This window comes from Mesorhizobium sp. BH1-1-5 (genome assembly GCF_020165615.1).
Classification (GTDB): domain Bacteria; phylum Pseudomonadota; class Alphaproteobacteria; order Rhizobiales; family Rhizobiaceae; genus Mesorhizobium.
In genome coordinates this window covers 44,968-69,597 of the sequence record NZ_JAIUIM010000026.1, presented here as the reverse complement: position 1 = coordinate 69,597, position 24,630 = coordinate 44,968, and the positions used below count along the sequence as shown (strand labels likewise).

The following is a 24,630-nucleotide window of genomic DNA, read 5'->3' as shown; positions in this document are numbered from 1 at the left end:
GGAATGCCCTCAGTGTCGGCACCAGGCAAAAACGCGTGTGGGCTGGGTACGCACTCACACCCAGATGGAGTGCGAAAATTGCGGCGAGATCATCGACATCGAAAGTAAGAATTTCAGATTACGCGAACAACCTTAAGGTGTTACAAGAATGGCCGCCTCGCGGGCGGCCGCTATGAACGCCTTGCGCGCGAATGAAGCCGGCCGGCGCCCGCTGTTTGCATCTGTGCAGGCCTGAATGGCTGCACGGTGCTTATCGCTTCGCTTGCCGCGCCATCTTCGAAGTAGGAAGTCCAGGCAGACGGCCGCATCGCCGATTGCCTCCTGCCCCCCGGTCGGATCAGCGATAATCGTTACCGGCTGGTCGAATTTTTCATTTGCCATCACTGCGCTTAGGCCAGTGTGCGCAACATAGCAACCACTGTTTGTTGTGAGACTATCGGATGGGTGAACGGGAGGTAGGGTCGAGCGATACGATGCTAGGCAGTTGGTGGGGAACCAGCTGCAAGCAGAGCTCCGTTCGCGTGATGCAGCCAAGGACAGTCTCCTGGACAGCCCGACCTACTTAGCAAGAGGTCAAGCCGGACTGTCCTCGCCGCACCAGCGAGATCGTACTCTGCGCCTTTGTTTCCTGTCTGGCCAGTGGAACCGTTACAAATGAGCCGTTGAATACCACGGGATGCCTTATGGCGAACGATAACGGCCAGCCTACATTTGACGAGATCGTCAAAAGGCTGATGCATCAGACGGGCATCACCGAACTCAGGCGCTCGAACTCATCCGTTTTGTCGGTTTGAATTGGCCGTCCCTCGTTAGAGAGGCGAAGGCGCTTAAAGTCGGGAAATCGTAGCCGTGTCCGTCGCGGGCCGGCAATTGGCTTCTCTAATTACTACTCGCCCAGATCGAGCACCCGACCTTCTGCCCAGTGTCTGCATCCCGCACCGTCTTCGCAAACACCCGCCGCAGGCCCGTCCTGCTGGATGCGACGTCCTTGCTCGCGAGGTAGGTCGGGTCGCCGACTTCCCAATGGTAGCGTGTGTTGGCAGGCGCCCGCTTCCAGGTGAATTTCGAGCGGTAAGCCACCTGGCCAGGCGTGGTGTCGGCGAACCGGCAGTTGATGGTCGCCGGCATCATGCCCTTGGCGCTCATCGCGCTGACCACCTTGTCGGCGTCGTCGGTCGTCAGCCATTGGTTTATGCTGCTCGTCTGGCGTTCATCTATGCCAGTCGGCTGATGCGTCATGCATCCTGCAAGCAGCATCAGCGCTGCCATCGCTGCGCCTGCCTTGCTTGCTCGCTTGCTGTCTTTCCGATCGATGCCCATGCCCGTCTCCTTCTTGAAGAGAGTGGAAGTCTCGGGCAAGAGGATCGTCGGCGCGCATCGCTTCGTATATTAGGCGCTTCACATGCCGTGCGGGCTTGGCCGCTATCTCTTCGCGTTGGAGGGGGAGCGATCGCCCCTGGAACAATGTCGGTGTTTTGGGCCACCTTTATCCGCCAGCCGGACTGTTCCTTCTTCACCACCAGAAGCAGGATGCCTTCCCGTGAGCCGTCCGGAGCGGACGCACCGGTCAGGGTCCATCTATAGTGCAGCGATGCGAGGCCCGGAGATAATTCGACGACTGACGAGACGATACCCTCCAACCGGCTGTCGCGAAACATGGCCCCATGAGTCGCGCGGTGCGCCGCTTCGATCTCGGCGCGGTTTTTCCACCACATGCCCACGACATTGACGAAATTGGCATCCTCGGAAAACAGCACCGCGAAGTCGTCCATATCGTGCCTGTTCCAGGCATCGGCGAAGGCGGCTGCGGCATCCTCAGGCTTGCTGATCTCCAGTCTCATGACAAGACCTCCCTTGCTTTCCGCCCGCTCGGGGTGAGACGATAGCGGCATCGGCGGGCCCTGTCACCGAGCTGCCACAGAGCTTAGCCGCGCCACTTCCTTAACGGCCCCGATCCCCAAAATTAACCTTTTGTTAACCATTCGCCCGGCACCCTTTAACCCTTGAGTAAGGATTCGCTCGGACGTGACCTTCGCCGCCCCTTTGCACAACAAATCGATCCGCTTTCGTGCCCGTTCCTTCGTCGCTTTCACGTTGACGCCGGAGGCGCCGATCGCCGACTGGCTGGAAGGGCTGGATCACTGGATCGCCAACTCGCCGGGCTATTTCAACGGGCGCCCGGTGGTGCTGGATTTGAACGTCCTGCGGCCTGGGCCGGAGGAGATCGTAGCCCTCGTCGGCGTGCTCGGCTCGCGCGGCATCCGCGTCTATGCCATCGAGCTCGAAGGCGCCGAGCTCGGGCCGGATTTGCCGCCGCTCTTGGCCGGCGCCAAGGAGGCGACCGCGGAAGGCCTGCTGGGCCGGGCCGCGCGCAAGGCGCGGGCCGAGGAGCTGGAAGCGGCCGCCGAGGAACGGGTGCAGGCTGTTCAGATGACCCAGTTGGCCGCGGAGGTGGCGCAGGCGGAAGTCTCTCCTATCGAGATGTCCGGCGATGAGCCGGTCGACCCCGAACTGGCAAGGCTGGAAGCGGTCAGGATCGAGCCAGCTCAGACCGAAGCGGAAAGGTCCGGGCAGGGCGCCGTGCCGACGCCTTCAGCCGGCACGCTGATGATCAAGGCGCCGATCCGCTCCGGGCAGTCGGTCTTCCATCCGCATGGCGACGTGATCGTGCTGGGCTCGGTCGCGTCCGGTTCCGAAATCGTCGCCGGCGGCTCGATCCATGTCTATGGCACGCTGCGCGGCCGCGCGATCGCCGGCTCTGAAGGAAATATTTCGGCGCGCATCTTCTGCCGCAAGAACGAGGCCGAGCTGCTCGCCGTCGACGGCTGGTACACCACGGCCGAGGAGATGGAGGGCGTGTCGCGCGGCAAGGCCGTGCAGGCCTTCCTCGACAACGATGCGCTGTGCGTGGTGCCGCTAGGCTGACGCGCAAGCTTCGGACCGGTTTCGCGTGCAACTGTAGTTAAGAGTCGGCCGTGTCCCAAGCGGCAGGACTGAACATAAGAATCGCCAACGGAGGCTGGATATATGGGCAAGGTAGTCGTGGTCACTTCGGGCAAGGGGGGCGTTGGCAAGACGACCTCGACGGCCGCGCTCGGCGCTGCCGTGGCCAGGACCGGCAAGAAGGTGGCGCTGGTCGATTTCGACGTCGGCTTGCGAAACCTCGACCTCATCATGGGCGCCGAGCGCCGCGTGGTGTTCGACCTCGTCAACGTCATCCAGGGCACCGCAAAACTGTCGCAGGCGCTGATCCGCGACAAGCGGCTGGAGACGCTCTATCTGCTGCCGGCCTCGCAGACGCGCGACAAGGACGCGCTGACCGAAGAGGGCGTGGCCGAAGTCATTGCGCGCCTCCGTTCGGTGTTCGACTACGTCTTCTGCGACAGCCCGGCCGGCATCGAGCGCGGCGCCCAGCTCGCCATGCGCTTCGCCGACGAGGCGGTCATCGTCACCAACCCGGAAGTGTCGTCGGTGCGTGACTCCGACCGCATCATCGGTCTGCTCGACGCCCGCACCATGAAGGCCGAGCAGGGCGAGCTGGTGCAAAAACATGTGCTGGTCACCCGCTATGACGCGGCGCGCGCCTCGCGCGGCGAGATGCTGTCGATCGACGACGTGCTGGAAATCCTGTCGACGCCGCTCTTGGGCATCATCCCGGAAAGCCAGGATGTGCTCCGCGCCTCCAACCTCGGCGCGCCCGTCACGCTTTCAGAGCCGCTGAATTCCGCCGCAAAAGCCTATCTCGAAGCGGCAAGACGCCTGGAAGGCGAAGACCTGCCGGTGGTCGTCCCCTTCGAACGCAAGGGCTTCCTCGACCGGCTGCTCGGAAGGAGGGCCGCATGAGCATCCTCGACCTCTTCAAGCGGCGCACCAGCGCGCCGGTGGCGCGCGAGCGGCTGCAGCTGCTGCTTGCCTATGAGCGCCAAAGCCGCGGCCAGCCCGACCTCGTCTCCATCCTGCGCGAAGAGATCATGGCGGTCATCGCCAAGCATGTGCAGATCGACCAGGACTACCTCCAGGTCTCGATGGACCGCGGCGCGACCATGTCGACGCTGGAGATCGACATCCAGATCCCCAACAAGAGCGCCATGCCGCTCGCCATGGCGGGGTGAGTGGCCGATCTCCCCCCTTGTGGGGGAGATGCCCGGCAGGGCAGAGGGGGTCGCTGTCGCGCCAGCCCTTCGGGAGCCGCGCCAACGGTTCGTCATACTCGGGCTTTGACCCGAGGATATATGCCGCGACGTTCGACACAGAACTCGGCGGTGCGCTTCTTGCTCCGCCCTAGGATGACGAAGGCGGTGAGCCGTCGCCCGCCTTGTCCCACCCATCCACCTCGCCCTGCCTCACGACATCGCAACCGACGCGCCCTATCTCCATCCCTGTACCAGGGGATGGAGCCAGGATTGACCACAGCACAGGCCGCTAACCAAGAGATCCCTGTCGGCGCCATGCCGGTGCTCGGCCTGCTCGGCGCCATCTTGTCGGTGCAGGTCGGCGCCGCCTTTGCCAAGGGGCTGTTCCCGGTTCTGGGTTCGGAAGGCACGACCATGCTGAGGCTCGCCATCGGCGCGCTGATGCTGGCGGCGGTGCTGAGGCCCTGGAAGGTGTTGCCCTCGCGCAAGAACCTGCCCTGGCTGGCCGCCTACGGCATCACCGTCTGCGCCATGAACATGCTGTTTTATGCCGCGCTCCAGCGCATTCCGCTCGGCATCTGCGTGGCGCTCGAATTCACCGGACCGCTGTTTGTCGCCACGCTCGGCTCCCGGCGCGTGCTCGATCTTGCCTGGGTGGCGCTGGCGATAGCCGGCATCGTGCTGCTGTCGCCTTTTGCCGGTATCAGCCGCGGGCTCGATCCGCTGGGCGTGGCGCTGGCGCTGGCGGCGGGAGCCTGCTGGGGGCTCTACATCATCTTCGCGCAGAAGGCCGGCGCCGAGCTCGGCGTGCGCACCTCCGCCTATGGCATGGCGATCGCCGCAGTGCTGGCGCTGCCTTTCGGCTTCAGCGCCGCGCAACCCTATCTGACCGACCCGCACATCATGGCGGGCGCCGCTGTGGTCGGCCTGTTCTCCAGCGCGCTGCCCTTCTATCTGGAAATGCTGGTGCTGGCCCGCATGCCGGCCAAGGTCTACGGTATGCTGGTCTGCCTGGAGCCGGCGGGCGGCGCGCTGACCGGCTTCCTGTTCTTGCACGAGAAGCTCAACCTTTTGCAATGCGCGGGCATCGCCGCCGTCATTGCCGCCGCCTTCGGCGCGGCGGTTGCGGCGCGGCGGCCAGTGCCTCTGCCGACTTGATTCGATCTTCTGAACAGCGGCGATCCCCGAAAAAAAGCCCGAAACGGGTCGGGTTAGGTGCCGCGCCGTGGCCGTCCGTCGGGAATTGCTTCAAACAAAGGGAGCCCAGGGGTTGGCCGTTTCCGCCAAACGGTGAGCGCTTCCGTGCCTGACGGGCCGTTAAGGGATTGGTTGGCCTGGAAAAAAATGACCGCGGCGGCGATCTCGGACCGCATCCGGTGGTTGAAATAAGACTTAGGTCCTATAGAAAAATTGCAATAGGTCCGAGTGGACAAGACAAGGGTCGTGGGCCACTTCCTTATGGCCTGCTGATTGGGGATGCTTATGCTGCGACATTGCCGGTGGGGTAGTTCGGCCGACGGGCTGAAGGGCTGGCATGGGGAGAACGGAATGCGCGCATCGCGCAGGGGCTGCGGGCTAGTCTTGCCGGCGCTGGCTGCGCTAGCGCTTGTCGTCGCGCCTCTCAATCTCTCCGTTGATGGTCTCGTCGTGGCCAAGGCCTATGCCGGCAAAGGCGGCGGCGGCGGTGGAAACGGCGGCGGCAAAGGTGGTGGAAACGGCAACGGGAATGGCGGCAATTCCGGCTCGGCCGGGGGCTCAAATTCCGGCTCGGCTGGAGGTTCGAATTCCGGCAATGGCGGCAATAGCGGCGGCGGCAACAGCGGCGGCAACGGGAACGGAAATAGCGGCGGGAACAGCGGAAATAGCGGCGGCAACAACGGAAACAGCGGCGGCAACAACGGAAACGGCAACAACAGCAGCGACAACGGTAACAACGGCAACAGCAGCTCGACGAGCGCTAGCGCGGCAAGCACCGCCGATGTCGATAGTCATGTGAACGCCGTTACCGGCGACAAGGTCGAGGCCACACGCAACAGGATCCAGGTCACGCACCGCAATGGAATGAAGGAGAGGATCGAGAACGGCCGGTTCAGGATGGAAGACAAATACGGACGCACCATCGTCGACCGCAAGGCCACCATGGCCGATCTCAATCGCCTGAAGAATTTGTGAGACAGAGTTTGTGAGAGCGAGGTTTTATCGGGATTAGATCTTAAGGGACCGAAGGTCAGCGCTGCAAAATCAGGTTGCCACCTTTTGCTTCGTCTCTACGGTCCTGATCGTCTTGCGATAGAATTTGGCTACTCACCTTACCCCCGCCTTCGTGCGGGGGTAATTTTTTTGCCTCGGCAAAAGCCTGCCCGTTGCGACATTGGTCAGCCATGGCGGCGGAAATGGTCCGACTGCCCGGGGCATGGGTCGTGGGCCGCTTTCGTCGCTCCGCCGGAATGTGAATTCTGGTTCGGGCCAAGACACCGGTTCCGCCTCGGCTGTGTCGCGAGAGCGGAACTTCGGCCATCCGAGGTGGAACCGCGGAAAGGACGGAATGCAACGACCCGCCTGTAGAAGGCCAGCCTACCTTGTGCTGCGCGGCGCCGCCGCGCTGGCGGTTGTCGTTGCGCCCTGTCTGTCGGTGCCGGGCAGCATGACCAAGCTCGTATCGACCGCCGCCTATGCCGGCAACGGCAATGGAGGCGGCAACGGGAATGGCGGAAACGGCGGCGGTGGCAATTCGGGCTCGTCCGGCGGTTCGAATTCCGGTTCGGCAGGTGGCTCGAATTCCGGCAATGGCGGCGACAACGGCAACGCCGGCGGCAATTCCGGCAACAGCAATGCCGGCGGCGGCAACCCCAATGCCGGTGGCGGCAACCCCAATGCCGGGCCGGGCAACAACAGCGGCAAGGGCAATACCAATCCCGGTGGCAAGAACAGCTACACCAATGCCGCAACCGGCGACACGCTCTCGATCAACGGTGACAAGATCACCGTCATTCACCGCAACGGCATGAAGGAGCAACTCCAGAACGGCCGTTTCGAGATGACGGACGCGCAAGGCCGCACCATCATCGAGCGGCAGGCGACGGAGGAGGACTTGAATCGTCTGCTGAGCCTGTGAGGGCCGGGAGGAGCTATCCCTTTTTCCGCGCCCTTGCATGTCACCCCCCGTCCATCGAGGCGGGGGTGATTGCGTTTGAGGGAGGGAAGAGGAACTGGAGAATTGAAGAACTGAGGAACTGAAGAAAAGGGAAGCCTGGCTTACCAGCCCTTCAATTCCTCAGTTCCTCACTGCCTTTCCCTCGCCTCATGCATCAGCAGCGCCGCCTCGGTGCGGTTGCGCACGTTGAGCTTGGCGAGCACCCTGGTCATATGATGCTTGACCGTCTTCTCCTGCAGCGACAGCCGGGCGGCTACCTCCTTGTTGCTCAGCCCTTCCGCAACCAGTTTCAGGATCTCGGCCTCGCGGCCGGTAAGTTGGCTGAGCGGATCGGGCTTGCTGCCGGTTGGCTGCAACAGGTCGGAAAGCAGCCTGGCCGAGAGGCTCGGCGACACGTAGCTCTGGCCGTTGGCGACGTCCCGCAGGATCTCGGCCAGCGCCTTGGAGCCGACGCCTTTCAGCACGTAGCCGCGCGCGCCGGCCTTCAGCGCCTGGGCGACGTCGGCATTGGTCTCCGACACGGTGAGCATGACGACCTTCTGCTCGGGCGTGGCTGAAAGGATGCCGGCGAGCGCGTTGAGGCCGCCGCCCGGCATGCTGATGTCGAGCAGCAGGATATCCGGCGTGCTGGCGCGCGCCAGCCTTTCGGCGTCCTCGGCGCTGGCGCCTTCACCGACAAGCTCGAAGCCGCCTAGCTCGCCGAGGCTGCGCGCCACGCCCTCGCGAAACAGGGGGTGGTCGTCGACTATTGCGATGCGAATGGATGCGCTCACGGTTGCTCCTCGACAGACAAGGTGATCACCAATCTTGTTCCTTCCGGGCCGGACAGTGTCTCGAACTGCCCGCCTATGCTTTCGATGCGTTCCCTGAGGCCCGCAAGCCCAAGGCCTTCGCTTCGGGCCGGATCGAAGCCCGGGCCGGTGTCCAGCACCTCGACCAGGAGCTTGCCGCCCTTCGTAGTGGCTCTAACCTGCTGGTCCTTGCCCTTGCCATGCCGGAAGGCGTTGTTCAGGCCCTCCTGCACGAAGCGATAGATGCTGATCTTTTCCGAGGTGCCGAGCTCCGGCAAGCGCTCGGGCAACGTTAACAACACTTTGGTGTCGGTTCGGCGCTCATGCTCGGCCACCGCCAGCCGCAAAATATCGGCGATGGCCTGCGTCTCGATCTGCGGCAGCACCAGCCCGTTGCAGATGCCGCGTATCTCGCGCATCGCTTCCCCGAGCGTCTTGTGGATGCCGGCGATCTCGGCCTCGCGCAGCGAGTTCGACGTGGTCGGATCGACCAGCACCGGGCTGTCCATCCTGAGCGCGGCGAGCGCCACCAGTTGCGCCGGCCCGTCATGCAGGTCGGCGCCGATGCGCCTCAGGTACCGCTCGTTGATGGCGGTGGCGCGGCGCGAGGCGCGCTGCACGCGCTGGCGCAGCGACGAGTTCTGCGCCCCCCCCGCCTGCAGTTCGGAAACCTTGGCCTCGAGCGCAGCCTGCTGGGTGACGATGGTTCGGCTGCCGCGGAAAACGATGCCGGAGAGCAGGGCAAGCGCCGCCGCCGTGGCGCCCGCCACCACCAGCCAGCTCCACAACAGGGCCGAGTGCAGCGATTCCTCGAAGTCGCCGGACAATTCGTAGAATTCGGTCACCGCCACGACTTCGCCCGACCAGGGCTCGCGCACCGGGTTGTAGATTTCCAGCAGCGGAACGCCCATCGACCGCTCCTTGTCGTCTTCCTCGTCCTCGAGCCTGTTGTATTTGACCATCACGTTGCCGGCGAAAGCAGCGATGAGGTTGGCGTTGGGCTGGACCTGCCTGCCGATGAGGTCGGCATCCTTCGAATAGAGTATCGTGCCGTCCCGCCGCCACAACTTGAACGACACCAGCCTTTTCCCAAGCGCGCCCTGGCCGAGCGTTTCGTCCAGCGCTCGCTTGACGGTGTCGTCGAGCTCCTGGCTCTTGCGCATGTCAGGCAGCAACGGCGCGATCACGCTGTCGACATAGAGCGCGGTGGTCGCAGCTGAATTGTGCATGACGCCGTCACGGATCTGCGATGTCACCCATAGCCCGACCACGAGCATCACGGCTAGAAGGCCGATGCCGCCCGCGATCACGAACTGCCAGGCCAGCGAGAGCCCGCTCCAGATTCGTGCAAGTCGTTTTAAATACCTCCCAAACATCGACACCGCTCACCCACCCGTCCACGACAGTATAGGCAAGGGGAGGCAATAGCGACACCGACCTTGGTCCGTGCCCGTGGGGAAGGTTAATGGTGGGCGGTTTGCTGGCTCCAGCAGGCGCCTCCGATTCGCGATCGGAAAGCTGCCATGCTCGGCGATGGCAAAAGCCCGCGCCATCCTATTGACGGGGAGGACGCGGGCTGGTTGCCACCTGGACTTTGACCTTGCGGCTCTGCGATGCCGAGACAATCATCAATCGGGCCCGAGGTCCACCTCAAAAGACATATGCTTCGGCAGCGCGAGACGGCAGCCGGCGCCAGCCGCTCGCTGTCTTCCCGCCGTTCGTTGTAGACATGAATATACAGCGGCGGGCTCGTCGGATGGCCTGGCTCGCAACCCCATTCCCGTCGACCGCTGCATCCCGACATAAGCCGCTGGAGTCGCAGCACGATTTTGCCCCCAAAAGAAGTCAGGGCCAAGCTGTTGATGGGCTGGACAGCCCCCGGATATATAATGGGTTAAAACCTTGCGGCTCTTGGCAACGCATTATGGACGCCGGTACAAAAAAGCAAAAAAGAAATCAGCGGTTATCGCTCTTTGAGCTTGAGGCGCTGCGGGAAGCGTTCAGGCAGTCCGTTCGTGAGAACGACGTCGCGGAAGCGGAATGGGCGCAGCACGCCGAGCTTTTCGTCAAGAGAGCGCTTCAACAGGCAGCCGTCTCACGCGGGCTTGAGCGTTCCGGCGCTTGGACGCAATTCCAGGACGTGTGAGTGGTGAGGCTCGGCGCCCTCGCGGTAGTCTTCCGTCCGGAATTGCATCCAAACAAAGAGATGAAGCGCTTTGCCGTCTCCATGAAATGATGACGCTTCGGCGCCGGATGATTTCGGCATTATCGGTCGGACCATTGCGTTGGCGCATAGGACCTCAGCAACAATTGCGGACGCAAGGGGAAACGGACAGTCTATCCCTGCGCTGGCTTCCCCCCAAGGAAACCCAATGGTCGGCGCTTTAGCCCGGCTTGCCTGTCAAAGAGCCGTACTCTTTTACCGCCAAGGCAAGCCGGGCTACCCCAAACCGCCGATACGGCACGCTTCCATTTCGATACTTTTTCAGACACGCGCCAATGCAAAGAAACGCGCGCGGTGCGGGCGTTGTCACCTGCAAGGGGTCATGGTCGCGAACAGGAAATGCGTTGGGGAGACGTCCGATCGTCTCAAGCGACGGAACGAAAAGCGGGGCAGGCGCGTTTTCCGCTGCGATGTCGAAGACCTTTCAGCATCACAAGGCCGAAAGGCCTTTTCAGGCCCCGGTTGCCGATGTCGAGCGCCTGGCGCGCGCGCAAAAGAATGCCAGGCTGAAGGAGCTTCGCACCCACGCTTCGTGGCTGGTGCTCGATCCGCAGGCGCAGTTCCAGGAGGAGATCGACTGTTCGGCGTTGCTCGGCGACCTGTCGATCCGAAAGATCGTCCGCGAGGGCTAAGCTTCTATGGCTTTCAGCCTCAGGCCGGCTGTAGCCGGGCTGCGCCGTCCGCGCGCGATAGCTCGATCAGCCGCGCGATTGCCCAGGGCGTCATCAGCGCGAAGAAAGCCGCGACGTCGAGAAACATCGACCGCGCCAGATCGAACCCGCTGTGGTCGTAGCAGACTGCGAACTCCATACGCCTGACCCCTTGTTGACCCACCCATTGCGCATGTCGTCTCACGCGCTCGGCGAGCATGACCCTGATTTGCATCAAATACAAGAGGTAGCTAATTTAAACGCCTGGTGGGGCGCTGCTGGCACATGCGCAGCCAGGTCTGCTGGAGAGGCTAAAGCGCGTCGCGCTGAACCGGATTCAGGCGACGCGCTTTAAGTCTTTGTTTTGATGCATGTCGTTGTCCCAGAACCGAGCACACTTCTGTGCGACATGCATTAGGCCGGCTTCGGCCAGAAAAGCCAGATGAGGGCCAGCGCCGCCAGCGCCCAGAGCGCGATCATAAAGGCGAGTCCGGCCTTGCTTACCGGCTTCTCGCGTCGCATAGCATCTTCGCGGAATTCCTGCATCAGATGGGCCGGGACCAGCTTGACCGCGAGCATGATCCCGACAGGCACGATCAGCAGATCGTCCAGGTAGCCGATGATCGGGATGAAGTCCGGGATCAGGTCGACGGGGCTCAGTGCATAGGCGGCGACGGCGCCCGCAGTGGCTTTTGCGTACCAGGGCACACGTGGGTCTCGGGCGGCAATCCAGAGCGCCACCACGTCGCGCTTGAGCTTGCGCGCACACTGCTTAGCCGCATCGAGCATGGACATGTCGCTTATATACGGGTGCGCGGGTCTTCAGGCTATCTGGCGGTCGATGGCTCGGCCGCTCAGGCGCAATCCTTCATTTCCACAACTTCGACGCCGAGGCGGAAGGCCTGGCCATCGGCATAGGAGCGCGCATGCTGCTCGGCTTCGAAGGGGAAGATGAGCGTCGTGCCGTAGGCGGTGACGCGCACTGTCCATTTCTGGCCCCTGACGAGTTCAACGCCGTGAAGCTTCGCCGTAACCATCTCACCCTCCTCAGATCCGGCACTTCAGCGCCATCCGCATAACGTCGCTAAAGTCATTTGAATACAAATAATCCGACTCAATCGTGTCGTTACGGTGTCGATTCCGACATTGGGTCGTTTGCGTCCGTGAAATGGTTCACCGACAGCAGCGTTTTCTGCTGCCGGCCGCGAGCGGGCGGGATGGCCTGCTTGGAACCGCGACGGCCTCGTGCGGGTTAGAATGCTGGTTCACAAGGAGATCGCCATGATCCGCAAGCTGAAATCCGGCGAATACCGGCTCTATTCGCGCAAAATCGATCCCCGAACCGGCAAGCGCCGCAATCTAGGCACCTTCAAGTCGCGCGAAGCGGCGGAAAAGCACGAACGCGAAGTGCAGTATTTCAAGCGGCACTAGTCAGTTTTCGCGACAGGCGGCGATGGCGTCACCCATGCGGTGTCGGCGGGGTGCGCGGGCGAGGGTGGCCAGGCACGTTGGAGCCGATATGGTCGAGGTCGCAACGTCGCGTCACCATCTCGACCGACTTGGTGTCGACGCTCACGCGCCCCAGCACCTGCACGGTCGTGCGTCCGAGATCCTCGTCGACATGCACGACCTCGCCCTCCAGTCTGAGCTTGTCGCCCGTCTTGGCATTGGGCTCCACCATCGAATAATTATGGCTGTCCCCGTCGAGCTTCAGCGTCACGCGGTCATCGATGCGTTCGACCACCGTGGCGATGACAGCCACCCTGTCGCCTATCTCCACTGCCGGCCGTGTCATTGCGGCCTCCTTTCCGCCCCGCGCGGCATCTCGCCGACGGAGCCGGCTGGCGCCACGTTGAAAGCCGCCAGTCGCTGAAATAAACGGCAAAACAAGCATTTGGTTGCCGCCGACAGCCGCAGGCCGGTCCTTGCGGTCTTGGAAAAATTCGCCCCGATGTCACAGACGGGATTTCCGGCTCGTCATGGCAGCGACACCGCCTTCATGGGCAAGACAGCATTCAACCGCACCGGAACGAACATGGACATGAACACGGCAACGACATCGTCGACGCAACCGCGACCTTCCAGCAACGCGGGCCCAAGTTGGCAAAGCCGTCTCGTCGTGAGTCTGCTGCGACGTCTTCGCGTCAAGCGCAGGATGGCTTCAGCGGCTGTCGTCCGGGACTATGTGCGCAGACTGGCCGAGAAGCCGGTTTCCCACGATCGTCGCGGCGCTGCCGTCTATCTCAACCGCGTGCAATGGCGATCGAGCCAATGCCCTGGTCACCCGTTCGCGCGGGGCGCTGAGAATGTAGTTCGGCGTTTTGGGGAACAAGCCGTGCCGCATGTAAAGTCCCTGCAAGACACGATTGAAGGTGAACGTGATGAGAGCCTTGTGGGCCGCGCCGGATGTGCGGGCGTGCTCCATGGTGCGCTCCAGCAGCGTGTTGCCGATGCCGTGGTCCTGTCGGCCAGGATCGACGAACAGCTGGGCGAGGAACCAGACATCGCCGCAGACCCAGCTTCCAGGCGAAGCCCGCAATGCCCCCGTCATCTTCCGCCACCCAAAGGCCGTCGGGGTCATCCTCGAGCGAAAACAGCTGGAAATTGGGCGGGCTCATCGCCGCCATCGGGCCAAAGCCGTGCCGAACGGTAAGGTCGTTGATGCTGGCGACCACCAGCGCATCGGTGGCGGAAAGATCATCGGCGCGAGCAGGTCTGTAAACGAGCGACATGGAACAACCCCCGGGATAGAGCGCGAGCCGCAACGCCGACCATAGCAGCTATCCATGCTTGCCGTCTTGGCCGCCGGGCAACGACCGCATCGCTAGGGACGCCGGGGGCCGCGGTGACCCCCGGCATTGCACGCTGCCCCTCGAGCCGCCGGAGACAGGGCGACCGCATCGGCGCCGGCGGGGAAGCGCAGCGTGCCGGTCGTGTCGTTGACGGCCCGCCACACGCCCTCGGCGACATCGATTTCCCTGGTGGTCAGCGCCTTGGTCATGGCTGGATTTGCGAGATCGCCGAAGATTGCCTTGGCGAAGTCGGCATAAGCCTCGGGGATGAGGTCCTGGACATTTACGCCGGTGTTGGCGGTGAACCTTGTCGTCGGCCCGTAGCCAGGTTCGACCAGCTTGGCCAGCACGTTGAAGGGCGCGAGCTCCAGCGCCAGCGAGCCGGTGAACCCTTCGATGGCCTGCTTGCTGGCGGTGTAGGGCGCCGCCAGCGGGAAGGGCGCCAGCGTGGCGCTCGAGGTCACGCTGACGATGACGCCGGAGCGGCGTTCGCGCATCTGCGGAATGACAGCTTGGCACATGGCCATGACACCGAACGTGTTGGTCTCGAAGACCTTGCGGATATGCGCCATCGGGGTCGCCTCGAAGGCGCCGGCGACGCCGATGCCGGCATTGTTGACCAACGCGTCTATCGGACCCGCCGCTTCGACCGCCGCCGCGATGCTTTTGTCATCCGTCACGTCGAGCGGCAGGATGCGCAATGCTGGCGAAGCCGGCAGCACGTCCTGGCGTGGGCTTCGCATGGTGGCGACGACGTTCCAGCCGTTCGAGATAAAATGGCGCGCCGTCTCCAGGCCATAGCCCGAGGAAGCGCCGGTGATCAGGATGGTTTTCATGGGATCGTTCCTTGTTGCTCGGTTTTCACGGTGACAAGATTTACGGGCAGGGATCAGGACTATCTATAATTGACAGTCCATATTTTGTTTGTAAAAGTCCCGATATGGTCGATCCGCTCTCCGAAGTCATAGGCTTGCTCAGGCCGCGCGCCGTATTCACCAAGGGCATCAGCGGCGCCGGGCGCTGGGGTGTCCGCTACGCGGATTTCGGCCATCCAAGCTTCGCTGTCGTCATCGAGGGGGCATGCCGCCTTGCTGTGGACGGCCAGCCGCCCTTGACGCTGGAAGCCGGCGATTTCGTGCTGCTGCCGACCACACCTGGCTTCACCATGACGGGCTTCGAGCCCGTCGTTCCGACCCTCATCGACCCCAATCTCGCCGCGGCCGCCGCGGAAGAGGTGCGGCATGGCCGGCAGGACGGTCCGCCCGATCTGCGCATGCTCGGCGGCTATTTCCTGTTCGATACCGAGGATTCCGGCCTGCTGGTTTCGCTCCTGCCTGCTCAGGTGCATGTCCGCGGCGTCGAGCGGCTGTCGACCTTGGTCAAGTTGCTGATCGATGAGGCCACCGGGCAACATGCGGGGCGCGACCTTGTGCTCACCCGTCTTGTGGAAATCCTGCTGGTCGAATCCTTGCGCCAGACGCAGACGCCCGACGCGCCGGCCGGCCTGCTGCGCGGCCTGGGCGACGCGCGGCTGGCCGAGGCGATCCGCCTGATGCATGCCGATCCTGCGCGACCGTGGACAATTATCGAGCTGGCGAAGGAGGCAGCACTCTCGCGCTCCGCCTTCTTCGACCGCTTTATGCGCAGCGTCGGTGTGCCACCGATGGAATATCTGCTCGCCTGGCGCATGGCGCTGGCGAAAGACCTGCTCCGACGGCAGGAGGCGGATATCGCCGAGGTCGCCGAGCGCGTCGGTTATGGCTCCGCCAGCACCTTCAGCACCGCCTTCAGTCGCCATGTCGGCCAGCCGCCCGGGCGCTATGCCAGGGCGGCGGCGCATTAGCGACAGAGCAGTGCCACCCCAGCAAAGGCTTGGCCGGCCGATACCTGCCGTTGCGAGCGAAGCATTCTGGAAGCGAAATGTCAGGGTCTATTTGCACGTTGTGGTATCCAGGGGGATAGGATACCAGCATGACAGTACACAGCTCCTATCCCGATATCATCGTCCGGCTCAAGCGCGCGCACGGCCATCTCGCCGCGGTGCTCACAATGTTCGAGCAGGGCCGTTCCTGCCTCGATCTCGCGCAGCAGCTCCATGCCGTCGAAAGCGCCGTCGGCAACGCCAAGCGCGAGCTGATCCACGACCATATCGAGCATTGCCTTGTCGAAGGCGGCGAGCCGACCAGGGACACGCTCAAAGAGCTGAAGCAGCTCACCAAATATCTGTGAGGCGGCGATGTGGGAAAAGTTCTCGACTGGTTCGGCTTCGGCTCGCACGGACATGACCACGGCGGGCATGATCATGGCGGGCATGGCCACGACCATCACGGACCGCACGGCCACCCCATGGCGTGATCGACGCCACCATCGCCACCACAGATCGCGGCATATGGGCGATCAAATGGTCGTTCGCGATCCTGGCGATCACCGCCGCCCTGCAGATCGTCGTCGTCATGGTCTCGGGCAGCGTGGCGCTGCTTGCCGATACCATCCACAACATCGCCGACGCGACCACGGCCATTCCGCTCTGGATCGCTTTCGCGCTGGCCCGGCGCAAGCCGACCCGCACCTTCACCTACGGCCTCGGCCGGGTCGAGGAGCTTGCCGGCATCATCATCGTGCTCATCATCCTGGCGAGCGCGCTCGTCGCCGGATATGAGGCGGTCAGCCGCTTGTTCAACCCGCAGCCGGTCCAGTTCCTGGGCTGGCTTGCGGCTGCCGGCATCATCGGTTTCCTCGGCAACGAGGCGGTGGCCGTGTTCCGCATTCGTGTCGGCCGTCAGATCAACAGCGCCGCCTTGATCGCCGATGGCTATCACGCCCGCACCGACGGGCTCACCAGCCTCGCCGTCGTCGCCGGCGCGCTCGGCGTCTGGCTTGGCTATCCGCTGGCGGACCCGATCATCGGCCTCATCATCACCGTCGCCATCTTCGGCATCGTTTGGCAATCGGCGCGCTCGGTGCTGACGCGCATGCTGGACGGCGTCGAGCCCGGCCTCGTTGGCGAGATTCGCCACGCCGCCGACCGCGTCGCGGGGATCGAAAGAGTGGTCGACGCCAAGGCCCGCTGGCTCGGCCACAAGCTGCATGTCGATGTGGAGATCGCGGTCAATGACGGGCTGCTGCTTGCCGCAGCCAACAACATCGCTGCGTCGCTGAAGACCGAGCTCTTCGCGCATATTCCCGCGCTTGACGTCGCAACGGTGCGCTTTGCCGAGCCGGAAGCCGAGGGCGGTTACCACCATGCGCCCGACCCCTTCTTGGTCTCGGGCCAGCTCGCCAGCGGGCTGCTCGAGATCGTCGACACGCCGCAGGGCGAGCGCATGCGGCTGCGCCTGTCGCGTCACGCCGAAGGCCTGCGGGCGAACGTCGCCATCGAAAGGGCCGGCGGCGCGGTTGAAAGCCTGTCGCTGTCTCCGGTCGGCGGCGATCACCACTATCTGCAAAGCCTGGTCGCTCCGGCCGAGCCGCATGAGTTCAGCGCCAGGCTGCAACTGGCAGCGGGTGCCGACAGCGAGGATCTGCCCTTCGCCATGGCGGAACCGGAAGGCCATCACCATGAGCACGCGCATGGGTGAGACAGGCATTCTTGGAGTCGGCCCGCGATACACCTAACGTCCGGGGCTAGACTCTCCCAAGGCTGATCAGCGCCGTGCCTAGGATCGCCAGCAATGCGCCGGCCCAGGCTGCGGTTGTCGGCCTGTGCCCGCTGCGCAGCCACACCATCGGCAGGATGAGGACCGGCGTCATCGAGGACAGCGTCGAGATGATGCCGACATTGCCGGTGCGCAGCGCCGCCATCAGGCAGGACATGCCGAGCGAAGTGCGGACGAAGGCGGAAAGCACGGCAAGCCCGACCGTGCCGAACTGGACAGCCTCCCGTTTCCCCCTGCCGAACGGCGTCGCGCCAAGCGCGACGAACAGGATCACGGCGAGGCCCGAGCGCAGCGCCATCGCACTGAACGGCTCGACGCCGGCGGCCATGGCCGGCCGCGCCAGAAGCGTGCCGATCGCCTGGCCGAGCGCAGTTATTACGCCGAGGACGACGCCTGGTCCAAGGCGCCCGGTAAGCGGCGGGCCGGGCGCGGTGCTGACCGGCACGGTGGACGGGGTGACGACCGGCATCGCCGGCGCCAGGTCGCCGCGCTTGAGGAAGCGTCGCGGCATGCCGATCGCCAGCACGATGCCCGCAAGCACCAGTGCGACGCCCAGCGCCTGCCAGCGGCTGATGGTTTCGCCGAGCACGAGATAGCCGAGCGCGAGCGCGAAAGGCGAGGTGAGCGAGAACAGCAGCGCCGTGATGCGCGGGCCGACCGAATAGATGGTGGCGAAATAGGTCGTGCTGGCGATGCTGATGCCGGCGAAGCTCGATCCGGCAAGCAGCCAGAACTCCCTCGGTCCGATCGTGTGCCAGCCGCCGATCGCCAGCGACACCGAGCCGGTCATCACGAAGGTCGCGAGCATCTGCCAGCGGGCGAGCTGCAGCAAGGGAACGCGACCCTTGAGCTCGCTCAGGAACATGGAGCTCAGCGCGCTGCATATAGCGGCGGTGACGGCAAAGGCTTCGGGGGCGAACATGGCTGCTGGCGGCTGCGAATCCGGAGGCCGGACGATGCCGATGCTTACGCCAGCGCGCCGCAATGCGCTAGCCGGACTGGCGACGGCACGCCCCAGGCGTGGGCGCGGACACAGGGATGCCAAGGTTGGTCGAGGACGACTGCAGGCATTGCCCGGACATGGAAGCGAGGGTGCTGCTGCCCGTCGCTTCCAGGGCGTCATTCCAGTACGGGGGCGCTACAGGCGCTCTATTGCATGGCTGCTGCATGGCTGCGGGATTCATCCACAGGAACTCCCAAACATTGCCGTCCGGATCTTCGATGTGGCGGTTGAACATGAAACCGAGATCCTGCACCGGGTTTGGATCGGCACGGCCGTCTGCCGCAACGCCTTTCTCGATCACCGCATTGACCGCGTCCTTGCTGTCGACGGTCAGCGCGATCAGCATCTGGCTCTCGCGCTTGGCGTCGCCGATCGGCCGGGCTGTGAACTGGCTGTAGTGTTGATGCGTCAGCAACATGATCCCGATCGTTTGGGAGAACATGATCGAGCTGGCCTGATCATTCGAAAACTGCGGATTGAGCTTGCCGCCGATCGCGAGATAGAACTTGGTCGCTGCCTGCAGATCGCGCACCGGCAGATTGAGGAAGAGCATCTGGGTCAGCCGGCCTGAGCCAGTCAGACCGCGCGTGCGCGTCTCGCACCGAAGATCGACCACGCGGCCGTCATCAGAGCCGCGATCATGGCCAGCACGACCGCCAGGCTCGGCAGATGGAAGACCATCTCCCGCCATCTGGGCTCGACGACCGCGCCGGTGCTGAAGGCCTCGCCGCTGTACTGGCACAGGATCCAGGAGGCGCCGCTGCGCACCATGTCGGCATCGATGGCGGAGATCAGCGCCTTTGCCTCGTGCGCGGCCGACGGCATCGTCGCCATATAGGTCAGCAGCGCCTTGGCGGTGGCGAGATAGGCATGGCTGCATTCGTTGAACGGGCTTTCCTCGTCGCCGAGGCTGCCCGGCATCAGGCCCCATAGGCAGTATGTGAATTGCAGGTTGCCGTGATTGTAGAGCCGCCGGAAGGTCGGGTCGGTCACGGTCTGTGCTTGCGCAAGTGCGAGAATGTCGCCGCGGTAGCGCGCGATCACCGCCATCTGGCCGTGTGTGAGGCTGGGGATCTGGATGCCGGGGGGAGGCGGGGTCGAGGAGCCACTATGCGCTTGCGCCGATGCCGTGGCCAGAAGTGCCAACAGCAGCGCAGCCGAGCAATTCCAGGAAAAGTGTGCCGCGGTTTTCCGTCCGGAGTTGCGAGAAAACAAAAGACCAAAGTGGTTCAGCGGTCGTATCGACCGTTGAGCCAATTTGGCCGCCAGGGCGAGGAACCGTGGCGGCCGGTACATCGGATTTCAGGCGTAGCGCCGGGCAGGGCCGCGCTGGTCGCGCACCGCCACCACGCGCTCGGCAACCGCGCCGAAGCCGAGCCCGACGACGGTCCAGAGCACGAGCTGGATGCCGAGCGAGGCGACACGGAACTGCCAAAGCACCGTCGCCGAGAAGTTTTCAGGCACTTCGTTGATGTCGGGAAGCGCTGCCTTCACCAGCGCGAAGACGACGAGGAAGGCGAGGCCCGCGACGATCGAGGCGTTCCAGGCGCCGAGCTGCTTCCACAGCCGTTGGGCCAACCCCACCGCCGCCACCATGGCCGCGATCGAGACCACGATCATGATGAAGAACAGCTCGGTGCGGTAGCCGATGGTCTCGGCATTGCCGACCGCGGGCGGGTTGGCCGGATATTTGAGGCTGGGCACCACGATCACGGCCAGGAAGCCGAGCACCGCGATCAGCGCCGACGTGCCACGCGGCCCAAGCGAGCCCAGACGGCCATAGGCATAGGCAAAGACCAGCGAGAACAGTCCGCCGAGCGCGGCGCCGTAGACCAGCACGCCGGTTGCGAGACCGATGCCGGCCTGCGTGGAGCGGCTGACCATCTCGGGCTCCGGTGCCTCGCCGGCGGCCTGGGCCTGTGATTCCTCGAAGGCGATTGCCTTGTCGACCTGCGGCTCGCCATAGACGCGGGCAAAGGCGAACGCCAGAATCCCCGCAACCAGCCCGACAAGCATGCCGCGCAGCAAAAGTTTTCCAACCATGTCACTTATCCCTCTGAGCAATTCCAGGAAAAGTGCGTAGCGGTTTTCCGTCCGGAATTGCGTTCAACCAACCAAACAATTCCAGGAAAAGTGCGTAGCGGTTTTCCGTCCGGAATTGCGTTCAACCAACCAAGCAATTCCAGGAAAACTGCGTGCCGGTTTTCCGTCCGGAATCGCGTTAGACCAGAATCGAAAGCGAGTTCGGCGATGCCGAGCCGCTTTAGTGGCAGGGGAAGCCGAGCAGGTGGCGGCCGTCATGCACGAATTCGTGCACCGCCGTGCCGCGGATCAGCGACGTCGCGCCTTCTTCAGCCCCGACGAAATAGATGGCCAGCATCAAAAGCAGCCCGCCGAAGATAGCCCAGGGCAGAAGCTCGCGAACCGGAATCGCAACCGGACCGTAGCTGGGGGCGAAGGTGGTGTCGGACATATGGACCTCCCGTGGGATACTGCGTCCCGTTGATCGAACAATGCTGCGGAATAAGGCCTGACTTTCGGCTGATGCCGATCACAGTGGCGCGACCGTGCCGGATTCGCACCGGCTTCCAATCCCGTATAGCGCTAAAACACTTGTCAGCACTTCGTTCGCCTGTCAACGACATCTAATGGCCAACACGGCTTCGCGCGGCCGAAATTTCACTGGACCACGGAGTTTTGGGATGCTCGCCCGCCTGACGATGATCGCAAGCGGCGCGACGCAGGCCACGCGCAAGGGGCGCTTTCCGCGTGACGAGGCGCTGGAGCCGCGAGCCCTCGATCGCGCCGTCGCGGTGGCCGCTTCGCTGCGCCGCGCCGACCGCGTCTGGACAAGCCCGGCGCTGGCCGCGCGGCAGACGGCCGAGGCGCTCGGCCTTGATGCGACGGTCGAGCCGCTGCTTGGCGAGCAGGATTTCGGGCGCTGGGCCGGCCGAAGCTTCGAAGAGGTGCAGGCAGAGGACCCGGAAGGCATGGCGGCCTGGTTCGCCGACGCGGACGCGGCGCCCCATGGCGGCGAATCGCTTGCCGCCGTCGTCCGGCGCGTCGCCGCGCTGATGGAACACCTGGCCTCCGAGGGCGGCCACACCATGGCGCTCACGCATGCCGTGCCGATCCGCGCCGCCATGGTGCATGTGCTGGGTGCACCGCTCTCCTCGGTCTGGAAGGTCGACATCGAGCCGCTGTCGCACACCGAGTTCCGCAGTGACGGCCGCCGCTGGGTGCTGCATGCGAGCGGGTTCGCCCCCGGCGCGAAATAGCGCCGGAGAACCACTCTCCTGCGGAGGAGCCGCAGCGGGGCCAGGACGAGCTTCGCCGTTTCAGTGATCGCTAACGGAACGGAAACGCCTCGCCGCTATGGTGCTGCCCCGTGGCGAGAAGAGCCTCGCCCGAGGAGCCCGCCGGATATGGCCGATTATCCCGAGACCGAGCGCCGTCTTCATGTGCGCGAATTCGTGCTCAAGGAAGCCACGATCGTCGTCAATGGCGTCAGGATCGGCTGCTCGGTCAGGAATCAGCATGAGCAGGGTGCCGAATTGCGTATCGCCGCCGATGTGAACATCCCGGACCGCTTCCTGCTCGAGGTTCCGGCCGACGACATGGCCTATCGCGCCCTGGTACGATGGCGGCGCAACGACCGCGTCGGCGTGGCGCTCTACAGCAACGCGCCGAAGGACTGACGCGCGGCCGTCTCACCAATTCGTCATTTGATCCTGCCCTGGGTGACGTGCAACCGGGCACGCATGGAACGCAACCGGCGCGAGCGCGTTCATTGCTGCCGATCGACAGGGATTTACGAATGAGCAGGACAGCCGTTTGGGTGGCGCTGATCGCCATCGTTCTCGTGGGCCTTTACCTGTTGCAGGCCAATGGCATGATCAGATTTTAGCAGCCCGACCGACCGTCGCAGCAGCAGCGGCTCGCGCGGCAGCAAGGCTGGCTTGCCGCTGCCTGTTGCCTAAGCCAGAGGTCACGCGGCTTGCAGCTTGAAGGTCGTGTCGACAGCTCGACCTCGACGGCGCCGCCAACCAGGCTTAGCTAAGCTGGGCGATGCAGTTCCATGGTGGACCCCAAACCGTTCAGTAATATCAGCCACTGAAAGCATAGCCATGACGATCACGATCTATCACAATCCCGCTTGCGGCACCTCGCGCAACACGCTCGCCATAATCCGCGCCAGCGGCGAGGAGCCGGTTGTGGTCGAGTATCTGAAGACGCCGCCAAGCCGCGGGCGGCTGCTGGAACTGGTTGCGGCGATGGGGATCTCTGCGCGCGAGCTGTTGCGGGAGAAGGGGACGCCCTACGCCGAACTCGGCCTCGCCGATCCGAGATGGAGCGATGACGAGCTGATCGATTTCATGCTCGCCCATCCGATCCTGATCAACCGGCCGATTGTCGAAACGCCGAAGGGCACAAGGCTATGTCGGCCATCGGAGGTGGTGCTGCCGCTGCTCGACAATCCGGTGCATGAATTCGTCAAGGAGGATGGCGAGAAGGTCGCCTATACGCCGCCGGCTTGATGCAGGTCGTCCCGATGCGCTGGGTACCCGCGATGCCGGCGAAGCGCTTGCGGCATTCGGCTGGCGTCACGCCGATATGACGCGAAAAGGGGCGGGCGCAGCGTGTCGCCGCAGCCCTGCCGAACTTTACATTTTTGTAAATTGCCCTTGGCGGTTAATTCGCGATACGGCTCGCCAGCGGTTCGGCTCGGCTATCCGCGTGATGGGCACTTCCGGATGAGTGGGCCGAGCCGAATTCAACTTGGGAGAACGCTATGATTCGCAAGGTTCTGGTTGCAGCTTCGGTTGTTGCGCTTTTCAGCATGCCGGCATTTGCGGCCACGCAGTATTGGGTGGCAAAGGATGCCACGACCAAGAAATGCTCGGTGGTTTCCACGAAACCCGACGGCAAGAAACTGACCGACGCCGGGACGAAGGCCTACACGTCCCAGGCCAATGCCGAAAAGGCGCTGAAGATGCTGAAAGACTGCAAGTAAGCTTGCAGTCAGAAATCTGCGCCCGCTTCGGCATGCCGAAGCGGGCTTTTTATTCGCCGGGCGGCCTGTCGCCGCACATCTTTCCACGAATTGCGCCGATGCATGTCGCTCAAAGTGCGCCGTGGTTTGGCTGAGCGGCATGGATCGAACAAGACTTGAAACGAGTAGCGAATCCGAAAGATCGCGACGCGCTTAGAAACGGAAATTCACGAAGGCCTTCAGCGTGTGGAAAGCGACGTCGTCCTTGATCGTCAGCCCCTCGCCATTGTCGAGTATCTGCTTCGAGCCAAGGTCCACATAGGCATATTCGGTGCCGAAGGAGATGCGATCGGTGATGGCGTGCTCGAGGCCTGCGCCGATCGTCCAGCCGGCGCGTGTCTGCTCCTCGTTGAACACAGTCGTCCCGCCAACGGTCAGCGTCTGCTCGGTCTTGCCGAAGGCGAGGCCGCCATGGCCGTAGACGAGCGTGCGGTCCCAGGCGTGCCCCAGCCGCGCGCGCACGGTGCCAAGATATTTGACGTCCACTTCGCCATTGAAGATCTCGGTGCCGTCCACCGAGGCCGTTACCGAAGCGCCGTAGCTGGATGCGGCGATGTCCGCCACGGCACCGATCACCCAGCGGTTGTCAAACTGCCAATCATAGCCTGCCTGGACGCCGCCGAGGAAACCGCTCGCGGAAATCTCGAACGCGCCATTGATCGGCGGCGGGTTTCCGTCGGCAAAGATCTGCCGCGAATTGAGGTTCATGTCGCCTACGGCAAACGAACCGAACCCGCCGAAATAGGGCCCCGTCCAGTTGAAGCTCTCCTCCGCCGGCGGCATCGGAGCTGCTTCCGGGGCGAGCGCATCGGCCGCGAAAGCGCTGCCGGCGGCAAGAACGATCGCCATGGCGGCCATGGACGTGGGTATGATCTTCATCGGATACGTTCCTCGTTGGATTGCCAGTTCAAAAATTGCGTCCACATTCCTTCCCGCTCATGCATGAGCGGGCCTCCGGGGCCGTCAGCCAATTTGCGAAGACATGCCCGCTCATTGCGGACGTGAAAATCGAGTAGCGCCCCTTCAACGCACCGCTAGCAGAGAAAATCCGGGTGCGTGTGGCGAATACGGAAGTCAAAATTGCAATAACGGAACAGTTGTTGTTCCAGAATTTCAGTCTTGCAAATTTGTCACACTTAACTCATTTTCATAAAGCTGAGAGACCATTTCGGAT

The 24,630-nt window shown here is 63.5% G+C and carries 31 protein-coding genes, 2 pseudogenes and 1 riboswitch; of the genes and pseudogenes, 16 read left to right on the top strand and 17 right to left on the bottom strand.

Annotated elements, in window-relative coordinates; all coding sequences use genetic code 11:
* Positions 1-132: 132 nt before the first annotated feature.
* The 3 genes from LB572_RS27515 to LB572_RS27505 all read right to left on the bottom strand — a co-directional run bounded on the left by LB572_RS27515 (position 133) and on the right by LB572_RS27505 (position 1,841).
* A complete protein-coding gene (locus LB572_RS27515; RefSeq protein ID WP_140809918.1) occupies positions 133-381 on the bottom strand; it encodes a DUF982 domain-containing protein in 249 nt (82 codons plus the stop codon).
* Positions 382-879: 498 nt separating this feature from the next.
* On the bottom strand, positions 880-1,269 hold the full coding sequence (locus LB572_RS27510) for a hypothetical protein (RefSeq protein WP_224669966.1): 390 nt from the start codon (positions 1,267-1,269) through the stop codon (positions 880-882).
* Positions 1,257-1,841: an SgcJ/EcaC family oxidoreductase gene (locus LB572_RS27505; protein ID WP_224669965.1), complete on the bottom strand. Its 585-nt coding sequence runs from the start codon at positions 1,839-1,841 to the stop codon at positions 1,257-1,259. The genes LB572_RS27510 and LB572_RS27505 overlap by 13 nt, the downstream gene beginning before the upstream one ends.
* Positions 1,842-2,025: 184 nt before the next feature.
* Here LB572_RS27505 and minC point away from each other — a divergent pair, with 184 nt between their 5' ends.
* From minC to LB572_RS27475, 6 genes are all read left to right on the top strand, one after another.
* On the top strand, positions 2,026-2,925 hold the full coding sequence (gene minC / locus LB572_RS27500) for a septum site-determining protein MinC (RefSeq protein ID WP_224669964.1): 900 nt from the start codon (positions 2,026-2,028) through the stop codon (positions 2,923-2,925).
* Between the two features lie 102 nt (positions 2,926-3,027).
* Entirely contained in the window at positions 3,028-3,843 is an 816-nt protein-coding gene (gene minD, locus LB572_RS27495; protein ID WP_224669963.1) for a septum site-determining protein MinD, read from the top strand.
* The gene (gene minE / locus LB572_RS27490; RefSeq protein WP_140809894.1) at positions 3,840-4,112 is read left to right on the top strand and encodes a cell division topological specificity factor MinE; all 273 of its coding nucleotides are present in this window, start codon (positions 3,840-3,842) and stop codon (positions 4,110-4,112) included. The genes minD and minE overlap by 4 nt, the downstream gene beginning before the upstream one ends.
* Before the next feature lie 291 nt (positions 4,113-4,403).
* Positions 4,404-5,291, top strand: a complete 888-nt coding sequence (locus LB572_RS27485; RefSeq protein ID WP_224669962.1) for an EamA family transporter — start codon at positions 4,404-4,406, stop codon at positions 5,289-5,291.
* A gap of 390 nt (positions 5,292-5,681) precedes the next feature.
* A complete protein-coding gene (locus LB572_RS27480) occupies positions 5,682-6,305 on the top strand; it encodes a hypothetical protein (protein ID WP_224669961.1) in 624 nt (207 codons plus the stop codon).
* A gap of 373 nt (positions 6,306-6,678) precedes the next feature.
* Positions 6,679-7,248, top strand: a complete 570-nt coding sequence (locus tag LB572_RS27475; protein ID WP_224669960.1) for a hypothetical protein — start codon at positions 6,679-6,681, stop codon at positions 7,246-7,248.
* A 167-nt stretch (positions 7,249-7,415) separates the two neighbouring features.
* Here LB572_RS27475 and LB572_RS27470 read toward each other — a convergent pair whose 3' ends face one another.
* Both LB572_RS27470 and LB572_RS27465 read right to left on the bottom strand, forming a co-directional pair.
* A complete protein-coding gene (locus tag LB572_RS27470; protein WP_224669959.1) occupies positions 7,416-8,060 on the bottom strand; it encodes a response regulator in 645 nt (214 codons plus the stop codon).
* Positions 8,057-9,454, bottom strand: coding sequence for a sensor histidine kinase (locus LB572_RS27465; RefSeq protein ID WP_224669958.1), 1,398 nt, complete (start codon positions 9,452-9,454; stop codon positions 8,057-8,059). Before LB572_RS27465 ends, LB572_RS27470 begins: the two co-directional genes overlap by 4 nt.
* Before the next feature lie 548 nt (positions 9,455-10,002).
* Between LB572_RS27465 and LB572_RS27460 the strand changes: the two genes are divergently transcribed.
* Both LB572_RS27460 and LB572_RS27455 read left to right on the top strand, forming a co-directional pair.
* On the top strand, positions 10,003-10,224 hold the full coding sequence (locus LB572_RS27460) for a hypothetical protein (RefSeq protein WP_140806681.1): 222 nt from the start codon (positions 10,003-10,005) through the stop codon (positions 10,222-10,224).
* 488 nt (positions 10,225-10,712) lie between these two features.
* The gene (locus tag LB572_RS27455) at positions 10,713-10,934 is read left to right on the top strand and encodes a hypothetical protein (protein WP_224669957.1); all 222 of its coding nucleotides are present in this window, start codon (positions 10,713-10,715) and stop codon (positions 10,932-10,934) included.
* Positions 10,935-10,953: 19 nt separating this feature from the next.
* Here the strand turns inward: LB572_RS27455 and LB572_RS27450 are convergent, their stop codons facing one another.
* The 3 genes from LB572_RS27450 to LB572_RS27440 form a co-directional block, all read right to left on the bottom strand.
* Complete coding sequence (locus LB572_RS27450) at positions 10,954-11,112, bottom strand: hypothetical protein (RefSeq protein ID WP_224669956.1); 159 nt, start codon at positions 11,110-11,112, stop codon at positions 10,954-10,956.
* A 254-nt stretch (positions 11,113-11,366) separates the two neighbouring features.
* Positions 11,367-11,747 carry a YkvA family protein gene (locus tag LB572_RS27445; RefSeq protein WP_224669955.1) on the bottom strand — a complete coding sequence of 127 codons (381 nt, stop codon included), beginning with the start codon at positions 11,745-11,747 and terminating at the stop codon, positions 11,367-11,369.
* 59 nt (positions 11,748-11,806) lie between these two features.
* Entirely contained in the window at positions 11,807-11,989 is a 183-nt protein-coding gene (locus tag LB572_RS27440; protein ID WP_040980308.1) for a hypothetical protein, read from the bottom strand.
* 220 nt (positions 11,990-12,209) lie between these two features.
* Here LB572_RS27440 and LB572_RS27435 point away from each other — a divergent pair, with 220 nt between their 5' ends.
* The gene (locus tag LB572_RS27435) at positions 12,210-12,383 is read left to right on the top strand and encodes a hypothetical protein (RefSeq protein ID WP_224669987.1); all 174 of its coding nucleotides are present in this window, start codon (positions 12,210-12,212) and stop codon (positions 12,381-12,383) included.
* A 28-nt stretch (positions 12,384-12,411) separates the two neighbouring features.
* Here LB572_RS27435 and LB572_RS27430 read toward each other — a convergent pair whose 3' ends face one another.
* From LB572_RS27430 to LB572_RS27420, 3 genes are all read right to left on the bottom strand, one after another.
* Entirely contained in the window at positions 12,412-12,747 is a 336-nt protein-coding gene (locus tag LB572_RS27430; RefSeq protein ID WP_224669954.1) for a hypothetical protein, read from the bottom strand.
* A gap of 366 nt (positions 12,748-13,113) precedes the next feature.
* Positions 13,114-13,503, bottom strand: coding sequence for a GNAT family N-acetyltransferase (locus tag LB572_RS27425; protein WP_224669953.1), 390 nt, complete (start codon positions 13,501-13,503; stop codon positions 13,114-13,116).
* Positions 13,504-13,776: 273 nt separating this feature from the next.
* On the bottom strand, positions 13,777-14,580 hold the full coding sequence (locus LB572_RS27420; RefSeq protein ID WP_224669952.1) for an SDR family oxidoreductase: 804 nt from the start codon (positions 14,578-14,580) through the stop codon (positions 13,777-13,779).
* A gap of 104 nt (positions 14,581-14,684) precedes the next feature.
* Here LB572_RS27420 and LB572_RS27415 point away from each other — a divergent pair, with 104 nt between their 5' ends.
* The 3 genes and pseudogenes from LB572_RS27415 to LB572_RS27405 all read left to right on the top strand — a co-directional run bounded on the left by LB572_RS27415 (position 14,685) and on the right by LB572_RS27405 (position 17,322).
* Positions 14,685-15,587 (top strand): AraC family transcriptional regulator, encoded by a 903-nt coding sequence (locus tag LB572_RS27415; protein ID WP_224669951.1) that lies wholly within the window; start codon positions 14,685-14,687, stop codon positions 15,585-15,587.
* A gap of 128 nt (positions 15,588-15,715) precedes the next feature.
* Positions 15,716-15,973 carry a metal-sensing transcriptional repressor gene (locus LB572_RS27410; RefSeq protein WP_224669950.1) on the top strand — a complete coding sequence of 86 codons (258 nt, stop codon included), beginning with the start codon at positions 15,716-15,718 and terminating at the stop codon, positions 15,971-15,973.
* 9 nt (positions 15,974-15,982) lie between these two features.
* Positions 15,983-17,322: pseudogene (locus LB572_RS27405) on the top strand (cation diffusion facilitator family transporter).
* Positions 17,323-17,368: 46 nt separating this feature from the next.
* On the opposite strand, the gene LB572_RS27400 reads toward LB572_RS27405, so the two are convergent.
* The 5 genes and pseudogenes from LB572_RS27400 to LB572_RS27380 all read right to left on the bottom strand — a co-directional run bounded on the left by LB572_RS27400 (position 17,369) and on the right by LB572_RS27380 (position 20,876).
* Positions 17,369-18,322, bottom strand: a complete 954-nt coding sequence (locus LB572_RS27400; protein ID WP_224669948.1) for a DMT family transporter — start codon at positions 18,320-18,322, stop codon at positions 17,369-17,371.
* Positions 18,323-18,563: 241 nt separating this feature from the next.
* Positions 18,564-18,965, bottom strand: a pseudogene (locus LB572_RS27395) (VOC family protein); the annotation flags it as partial.
* 14 nt (positions 18,966-18,979) lie between these two features.
* Complete coding sequence (locus tag LB572_RS27390) at positions 18,980-19,549, bottom strand: hypothetical protein (protein WP_224669947.1); 570 nt, start codon at positions 19,547-19,549, stop codon at positions 18,980-18,982.
* Between the two features lie 156 nt (positions 19,550-19,705).
* Positions 19,706-20,446 (bottom strand): CbtA family protein, encoded by a 741-nt coding sequence (locus LB572_RS27385; RefSeq protein ID WP_140806690.1) that lies wholly within the window; start codon positions 20,444-20,446, stop codon positions 19,706-19,708.
* Between the two features lie 220 nt (positions 20,447-20,666).
* The gene (locus LB572_RS27380; protein WP_140806692.1) at positions 20,667-20,876 is read right to left on the bottom strand and encodes a CbtB domain-containing protein; all 210 of its coding nucleotides are present in this window, start codon (positions 20,874-20,876) and stop codon (positions 20,667-20,669) included.
* A riboswitch (adenosylcobalamin (AdoCbl) riboswitch) is annotated at positions 20,877-21,020 on the bottom strand.
* Between the two features lie 85 nt (positions 21,021-21,105).
* On the opposite strand from LB572_RS27380, the gene LB572_RS27375 reads away from it, so the two are divergent.
* The 4 genes from LB572_RS27375 (at position 21,106) to LB572_RS27360 (ending at position 23,417) form a co-directional block, all read left to right on the top strand.
* Complete coding sequence (locus LB572_RS27375) at positions 21,106-21,681, top strand: histidine phosphatase family protein (RefSeq protein WP_140806693.1); 576 nt, start codon at positions 21,106-21,108, stop codon at positions 21,679-21,681.
* Between the two features lie 147 nt (positions 21,682-21,828).
* Positions 21,829-22,101, top strand: coding sequence for a PilZ domain-containing protein (locus LB572_RS27370; protein ID WP_224669946.1), 273 nt, complete (start codon positions 21,829-21,831; stop codon positions 22,099-22,101).
* Between the two features lie 429 nt (positions 22,102-22,530).
* On the top strand, positions 22,531-22,941 hold the full coding sequence (arsC, locus tag LB572_RS27365; RefSeq protein ID WP_224669945.1) for an arsenate reductase (glutaredoxin): 411 nt from the start codon (positions 22,531-22,533) through the stop codon (positions 22,939-22,941).
* A gap of 254 nt (positions 22,942-23,195) precedes the next feature.
* Positions 23,196-23,417: a hypothetical protein gene (locus LB572_RS27360; RefSeq protein ID WP_224669944.1), complete on the top strand. Its 222-nt coding sequence runs from the start codon at positions 23,196-23,198 to the stop codon at positions 23,415-23,417.
* 192 nt (positions 23,418-23,609) lie between these two features.
* Here the strand turns inward: LB572_RS27360 and LB572_RS27355 are convergent, their stop codons facing one another.
* Positions 23,610-24,335 (bottom strand): outer membrane protein, encoded by a 726-nt coding sequence (locus tag LB572_RS27355; RefSeq protein ID WP_224669942.1) that lies wholly within the window; start codon positions 24,333-24,335, stop codon positions 23,610-23,612.
* Positions 24,336-24,630: the final 295 nt, after the last annotated feature.

Coding starts and splice junctions, on each gene's coding strand:
- LB572_RS27360 (WP_224669944.1), top strand. CDS start 23,196: ATGATTCGCAAGGTTCTGGTTGCAGCTTCGGTTGTTGCGCTTTTCAGC.
- LB572_RS27370 (WP_224669946.1), top strand. CDS start 21,829: ATGGCCGATTATCCCGAGACCGAGCGCCGTCTTCATGTGCGCGAATTC.
- LB572_RS27515 (WP_140809918.1), bottom strand. CDS start 381: ATGGCAAATGAAAAATTCGACCAGCCGGTAACGATTATCGCTGATCCG.
- LB572_RS27445 (WP_224669955.1), bottom strand. CDS start 11,747: ATGTCCATGCTCGATGCGGCTAAGCAGTGTGCGCGCAAGCTCAAGCGC.
- minE (WP_140809894.1), top strand. CDS start 3,840: ATGAGCATCCTCGACCTCTTCAAGCGGCGCACCAGCGCGCCGGTGGCG.
- LB572_RS27450 (WP_224669956.1), bottom strand. CDS start 11,112: ATGGAGTTCGCAGTCTGCTACGACCACAGCGGGTTCGATCTGGCGCGG.
- LB572_RS27465 (WP_224669958.1), bottom strand. CDS start 9,454: ATGTTTGGGAGGTATTTAAAACGACTTGCACGAATCTGGAGCGGGCTC.
- LB572_RS27380 (WP_140806692.1), bottom strand. CDS start 20,876: ATGTCCGACACCACCTTCGCCCCCAGCTACGGTCCGGTTGCGATTCCG.
- LB572_RS27410 (WP_224669950.1), top strand. CDS start 15,716: ATGACAGTACACAGCTCCTATCCCGATATCATCGTCCGGCTCAAGCGC.
- LB572_RS27455 (WP_224669957.1), top strand. CDS start 10,713: ATGTCGAAGACCTTTCAGCATCACAAGGCCGAAAGGCCTTTTCAGGCC.
- LB572_RS27375 (WP_140806693.1), top strand. CDS start 21,106: ATGCTCGCCCGCCTGACGATGATCGCAAGCGGCGCGACGCAGGCCACG.
- LB572_RS27430 (WP_224669954.1), bottom strand. CDS start 12,747: ATGACACGGCCGGCAGTGGAGATAGGCGACAGGGTGGCTGTCATCGCC.
- arsC (WP_224669945.1), top strand. CDS start 22,531: ATGACGATCACGATCTATCACAATCCCGCTTGCGGCACCTCGCGCAAC.
- LB572_RS27420 (WP_224669952.1), bottom strand. CDS start 14,580: ATGAAAACCATCCTGATCACCGGCGCTTCCTCGGGCTATGGCCTGGAG.
- minD (WP_224669963.1), top strand. CDS start 3,028: ATGGGCAAGGTAGTCGTGGTCACTTCGGGCAAGGGGGGCGTTGGCAAG.
- LB572_RS27505 (WP_224669965.1), bottom strand. CDS start 1,841: ATGAGACTGGAGATCAGCAAGCCTGAGGATGCCGCAGCCGCCTTCGCC.
- LB572_RS27425 (WP_224669953.1), bottom strand. CDS start 13,503: ATGACGGGGGCATTGCGGGCTTCGCCTGGAAGCTGGGTCTGCGGCGAT.
- LB572_RS27460 (WP_140806681.1), top strand. CDS start 10,003: ATGGACGCCGGTACAAAAAAGCAAAAAAGAAATCAGCGGTTATCGCTC.
- LB572_RS27400 (WP_224669948.1), bottom strand. CDS start 18,322: ATGTTCGCCCCCGAAGCCTTTGCCGTCACCGCCGCTATATGCAGCGCG.
- LB572_RS27440 (WP_040980308.1), bottom strand. CDS start 11,989: ATGGTTACGGCGAAGCTTCACGGCGTTGAACTCGTCAGGGGCCAGAAA.
- LB572_RS27510 (WP_224669966.1), bottom strand. CDS start 1,269: ATGGCAGCGCTGATGCTGCTTGCAGGATGCATGACGCATCAGCCGACT.
- LB572_RS27415 (WP_224669951.1), top strand. CDS start 14,685: ATGGTCGATCCGCTCTCCGAAGTCATAGGCTTGCTCAGGCCGCGCGCC.
- LB572_RS27355 (WP_224669942.1), bottom strand. CDS start 24,335: ATGAAGATCATACCCACGTCCATGGCCGCCATGGCGATCGTTCTTGCC.
- LB572_RS27475 (WP_224669960.1), top strand. CDS start 6,679: ATGCAACGACCCGCCTGTAGAAGGCCAGCCTACCTTGTGCTGCGCGGC.
- LB572_RS27385 (WP_140806690.1), bottom strand. CDS start 20,446: ATGGTTGGAAAACTTTTGCTGCGCGGCATGCTTGTCGGGCTGGTTGCG.
- LB572_RS27435 (WP_224669987.1), top strand. CDS start 12,210: ATGCTGGTTCACAAGGAGATCGCCATGATCCGCAAGCTGAAATCCGGC.
- LB572_RS27480 (WP_224669961.1), top strand. CDS start 5,682: ATGCGCGCATCGCGCAGGGGCTGCGGGCTAGTCTTGCCGGCGCTGGCT.